Origin of the sequence: Butyrivibrio sp. NC2007, from assembly GCF_000421405.1 — a bacterium.
Lineage (GTDB): Bacteria > Bacillota > Clostridia > Lachnospirales > Lachnospiraceae > Butyrivibrio.
In genome coordinates, this window is record NZ_ATWY01000042.1 from 1 (window position 1) to 5,511 (window position 5,511).

General features: G+C 44.9%; 3 protein-coding genes. 2 read left to right on the forward strand and 1 reads right to left on the reverse strand.

Features of this window, described 5'->3' with window-relative positions:
* Positions 1-403 precede the first annotated feature (403 nt).
* On the reverse strand, positions 404-2,068 hold the full coding sequence (locus G632_RS0118120) for a spermidine synthase (RefSeq protein ID WP_022770936.1): 1,665 nt from the start codon (positions 2,066-2,068) through the stop codon (positions 404-406).
* 125 nt (positions 2,069-2,193) lie between these two features.
* On the opposite strand from G632_RS0118120, the gene G632_RS0118125 reads away from it, so the two are divergent.
* Entirely contained in the window at positions 2,194-3,513 is a 1,320-nt protein-coding gene (locus G632_RS0118125; protein WP_022770937.1) for an MFS transporter, read from the forward strand.
* Between the two features lie 125 nt (positions 3,514-3,638).
* Positions 3,639-5,126 (forward strand): carbohydrate-binding domain-containing protein, encoded by a 1,488-nt coding sequence (locus tag G632_RS20755; RefSeq protein ID WP_022770938.1) that lies wholly within the window; start codon positions 3,639-3,641, stop codon positions 5,124-5,126.
* Positions 5,127-5,511: the final 385 nt, after the last annotated feature.

A 5,511-nucleotide genomic window follows, 5' to 3' on the forward strand; every position in this document is an offset into this window, starting at 1 on the left:
TATCATTATAAAGTAACCAATCAACTACCATCAGCATTGGCAATAAATACTGCCAAAAATATGAGTGTGTGTCCTTGACACGGGGTTCACTTTAACGAATCGCTCAAATTCTCTTACGGTATTTTTGCAATTTCCCCTTCAGGACAGTAATTGACCAGCCATACACTAGGCCAATACTTGCACAACAGGATTCTCCCTGCCTCAACGCGCATCCCTTCCCGGCAGCACCCTCCTGCCTTCCCCTTTAGTGACCTAAACGCACAAAACGACAAGATTTCAAGGATGCGCTGCTTTTTAGCGCACTTTAGCTTGTCCTTGATAGCTTGGCGTTTTGTGCTAGAATCCCCTATCCGGGGAAGGCAGGAGGCGAAGCACCTCCACTATATTCAATTCATAAAACAAATCACAGCAGATCTATAAGCCCCTGAATTCCCTTCTGCTCATATATCTTTCTGTAATATGAAACTTCATCCTTAATGATCAGGTCGATCTGCTTCATTCCAAGAAGCTCTACAGGGGCCTTGTCATCGGTCATGATGTGGCCTTTTCCCATATAGCTCTGGCTTGTATCCATGACCTTCTTCATCATAGCGCTAAGGTCTGGATTATCTTCCATGGCAGCGTTGGTACCAAGCCTTACCATGAAATCATCAGAATCTGTTGCAAAGAGTTCCTTATTGGTTGCATTCGGTACATCTACCACAACAACATTTTCAAATACATGACCAATAGTATCAGCAAGATATGTATTGATGCTAGCTTCACCCTCAGAATCTCCATCAGTAAATCCATCATCGCTATACATGTTCATGTTAACGACCATAACTCCGCCCGGAGCCAAATGCTCTTTTACCATGGTGAAGAACTCTACAGATGACATCTGGAAAGGAATGGTAATATCCTGATAGGCATCGACCATGATAACATCGTACAGATCCTTGTCTGCTGCCAGATACGCTCTTCCGTCATAGGTTGTAACCTTCGCATCCTCGGGAAGCTGGAAGTACTCATGCGCAAGGGCTGTGATCTTATCATCAATCTCAACACCCTCAACCTTAACATTGTCAAAATATCTTGAGAGCTGAGTCGCATAGGTTCCGGAACCCATGCCGAGGATCAGAACGTTGCAGTCCTCTCCTGCTGCCTGCTTCTCCTTGATGCCTGCCATATACGGAGCAGCAAGAGCATAATCGTAATACATTCCGGTAAGCGCTCCGTCCTTGATCAGGATAGACTGAACGCCAAACAGAACATTTGTAGAAAGGATCACTGTTCTGTCTGTTTCCTTAACCTGAAGGTAGTTGTAAACCGACTCACCTTCATAGGTAAGTCCGTTCTCCCAAAATGCAAAGCTGGTATTGTGGCCAAAAGCAACGCAAAGTACGAAAACCAGGATACCAGCTATGATCCTTGTCATATCACCTTTGGCCAGAGATTTTTTTCCTTCTGCCGGACTTAAGAAATAAACAACAGCCAGTGCAAGTAAAACACCTGCAAAGATCAGGAATGTCACGGCTGTTCCCACGGCCGGGATTGTCACGAATGTGGGCACGAAAGTACCGATGATACTTCCAACAGTGTTTGATGCACCAAGAGTACCGATGATCTTTCCGTTATCATCCAGTGAATCCGTGGTGTATTTTGCAAGGCTCGGTGTTACTGTTCCCAGAAGAAACAGCGGGAATACAAACACCACCATACATGCTGCAAAAGCTGCTATAACCAGGAAATTGCTGTTAACCGTAAAAATTATCAGCGCTGAAATTCCAATAATAATATACTTGCCAACAACGGGTATCAGGCCGATCCAGATAGCTGCGATAAGTATCCTGCGATAGAGCTTGTCGGGATTTGGATCTTTATCTGCCTTCCTTCCGCCGTAGATATTACCCAGTGCCATGGCGATCATGATGGTTCCGATGATAATGGTCCAAACGATCTGCGAGGAACTGAAGTAAGGTGCCAGGAGCCTAGATGCACCCAGCTCTACTGCCATAACGGACATTCCGGCAAAGAATTCCGTCAGGTACAAAAACAATTTGTTCTTTAGAATATTTCTGTTGTTCAAAACTGTAACCTCCCCCTGTTTCGGGCTTATCTTTCCTCGAATATTTATACCACATTTGAAGGCTAAATGTAACCTTACCACGCCAAGTATTATAATAGAATTATCAATATTTTAGGGAGGCAAACATGAAAACAGGTAAAAAGACAAATCCCGCAAAATTCTGGATACTGGTATGGCTCCTTGGCCTTGCCGGACAGCTGTGCTGGAACATTGAGAATCAGTGGTTTAACACCTTCGTGTACGCCAAGATTGCCAAGGATCCCACCATCATATCCTGGATGCTTGCAATATCAGCTCTTGCCACTACGATATCCACGTTCCTCTTCGGCTGCGTTTCCGACAGAAAGGGCAATCGTAAGACTCTTATTTCCCTGGGCTATATTTTCTGGGGTGTCTTCACTATTCTCTTTGGAACGACTGAGTTTTTGGGCAAAAGAAACAGTGACACAGCTGCTTTTATCGGAATTGCCTTCGCTGTTATCGCTGCCGATGCCATAATGAGTTTCTTTGGTTCCATGGGCAATGATATCGGATTTAACGCCTGGATCAACGACCACATGACACCGGAAAACTCCGGTTCTCTTGGCGCTGCTCTGGCAGTTCAGCCGGTTATCGGAACCATTGCAGGAACTGTGCTTGGCGGACTACTGGTCGGAGCTAACGACAATTATATGCGCCTGTTTGTAGTTATCGGCGGTAGTGTGATTGTCCTTGGACTTGTGTCACTCTTCGGCATGAAGGATGTGGAAACTCTGCGCCCTTCGATCAAGGGCAGTTTTAGCCAGCAGTTCTTTTCCATATTCAATGTAAAAGAGTATTTAAAGCATCGCGAGCTTGTCTTCGTCAACCTGATGCTGGCCGTTTACTTTATTTCATTTAATGTATACTTCTCTCACCTTGGTAATTTCATGATCTATTACCTTGGTTTTACCGCAGATACCATGGGCCTTATTGAAGGTGTGGGACTTTTACTTGCCATGTTCACGTCAATTCCGGCCATTAAGTTTATCCGTGAAGATAAATCTTCTCTGATCATTTTGTTTGCGGTTGTGATCAACGCCATAGGCCTTCTGGTTATCGGGCTTTTGGTTTCACCGGAAAACGTAAACCCATCTACCATCTGGAATCCCGTACTCCTTATCGGAGTCCTCCTCGTAGGTATAGGCTACATTCTCTTTTTACAGACCATTACCGTATGGTCCAAGAGGCTTTATCCCGAGGACGCCAGAGGCCAGTTTGAAGGCATCCGCATCATTTTCTATGTGCTGATTCCTATGGTAGTTGCCCCTCTCATCTCAAACCCTATCATCAAAAACAACGGCGAGATCATTGACGAGAACGGCTTTACAGCCTATCTTCCCACAAATACGCTGTTCCTGGCTGGCGTCGTCATTGTGCTCCTGACTTTGATTCCTCTCTGGGCTGCAAACAAAGCACACAAGTGAGTCACAATTTTTTTATCCTTCTTTAAGTTTGGATTTAGGTAGCCATGCAATAATGACTTCAGAACAAAGAAAACCACGTGCACTTACGGTGCATATAATCCAAAAATAAAGTGAGGGAAACAAAAATGCTTAAAAGAGATAAAATCACAGTAGCCTTAATGACCGTATTCATTGCATCAGCGCTTACACTTACAGCTTGTGCAACAACTGATATTGAAGATAAAGTTTCATCTATGATCGGAACGGAGTCGTCCGCAGATACAGCTGAGCCTTCCATGGAAAAAGAGCTTTCGGAGTCCGGAGCAAGCACCCAGGAAGAAAATCTTTCTTCATCATCAGCTTCAGCCAGTTCCGATACACTGATTGATACTTCAGATTTCTTTTCCGAAAGAGATCTCGAACAGGAGGCTGATCTCACAGATGCCTACTATATGACACTTGAGGATGGTCAGGACATCAGCATCACACAGGAAGGTGTATATGTAATAAGCGGAACAGCTACCGATGTATCAATTATCGTAGAGGCTGCAGATACAGACAAAGTACAGATCGTACTTGATGGCGCAAGCATTACTAACACAACAGATCCGGCAATCTACGTAAAGAGCGCAGACAAGGTATTTGTAACTACAGCAGATGGTACCAGCACACTTAAGGTCACAGGAACCTTTACAGCTGACGGCACAACAAACTTAGACGCAGTTATCTATTCAAAGTCAGACCTTGTTCTCAACGGAACAGGAACACTTAACATCGAGTCAACAGCAAACGGAATTTCTGCCAAGGACGACCTCAAGGTTACAGGCGGAACCTATAACATCACATCAGCTGAAGATACTGTAGAGGCTAACGATTCCATCAGGATCTACGATGGCTCTTTTGATATAACAAGTAAAAAAGACGCTTTCCACAGCGAAAATTCAGATGACAATACTCTTGGATATATCTACATCCAGGACGGCAATTTCACAATTAACGCTACAGAGGATGGCATTCAGGCAACAACAGTTCTCATGATTGACGGCGGAACCTTCGATATCACTGCTTCAGAGGGACTTGAAGCAACTTACGTGCAGATCAACGACGGAACCATCAAGATTGAAGCTTCCGATGATGGAATCAATGCAACTCAGAAGAGCACTGCCTACGATGTTGTTATAGAGGTTAACGGTGGCGATATCACAGTAAACATGGGTGCCGGAGACACAGACGGTTTTGATGCCAACGGAAATATCTACATCAACGGCGGAACAATCTCAGTTACCGGAAACTCAGCCTTTGACTGGGACGGCGAGGCTCAGTTAAATGGCGGAACAGTTACAGTTAACGGCGAGGAAGTTACAGAGCTCACCAACCAGATGATGGGCGGAATGGGCGGATTCGGCGGAGGCCACGGAGGAATGGGTGGTCAGATGCCTCAGGATGGCCAGATGCCAGACGGCTTTGACGGACAGATGCCTGAAGGTGGCCAGATGCCGGAAGGCGGTCAGATGCCTCAGGATGGTCAGATGCCAAATGGTCAGTTCCGTGGTGACAAAGGCGGCAGAATGAACGGCCAGATGCCAAGTGATCAGAATACAACAGAAAGCAGTTCAAGCAGTAGCCAGGGCTAATTTCATAGATAAACAAAAAAAGGCGCAGCCATCAGGCCAATGTCATTAAGATAAGATGACAACAAAAAGAAATAGAGAACTGAGAACCTGAATAAGGTAATCAGTTCTCTTTTTTTGATGGTTTTTAAACCTTCAGGGCATAGAAAATAGGCAGATGTCCATCTGCCGAAATGATAGTATAATTAGTTTGTTAAGCTACTCTGTACAGAAAGCTTATAGCGGTTTGGACTTTGACTTTGCGAGGGTCTTTGCGTCCAGGTCGGATTGGAAGAAGCTCTTTACTGATGAGGAATTCCACGTCAGGAGGAGCTTCCTTCTTTATTGATAGAAAATGGCGACATATGTGGATAGCCCTCGTGTAGTTTAATTGATAAGCATGCTTTCG

Bases quoted from the DNA above. Each gene is read 5' to 3' on its own strand.
- G632_RS0118125 (WP_022770937.1), top strand. From the start codon at position 2,194: ATGAAAACAGGTAAAAAGACAAATCCCGCAAAATTCTGGATACTGGTA.
- G632_RS20755 (WP_022770938.1), top strand. From the start codon at position 3,639: ATGCTTAAAAGAGATAAAATCACAGTAGCCTTAATGACCGTATTCATT.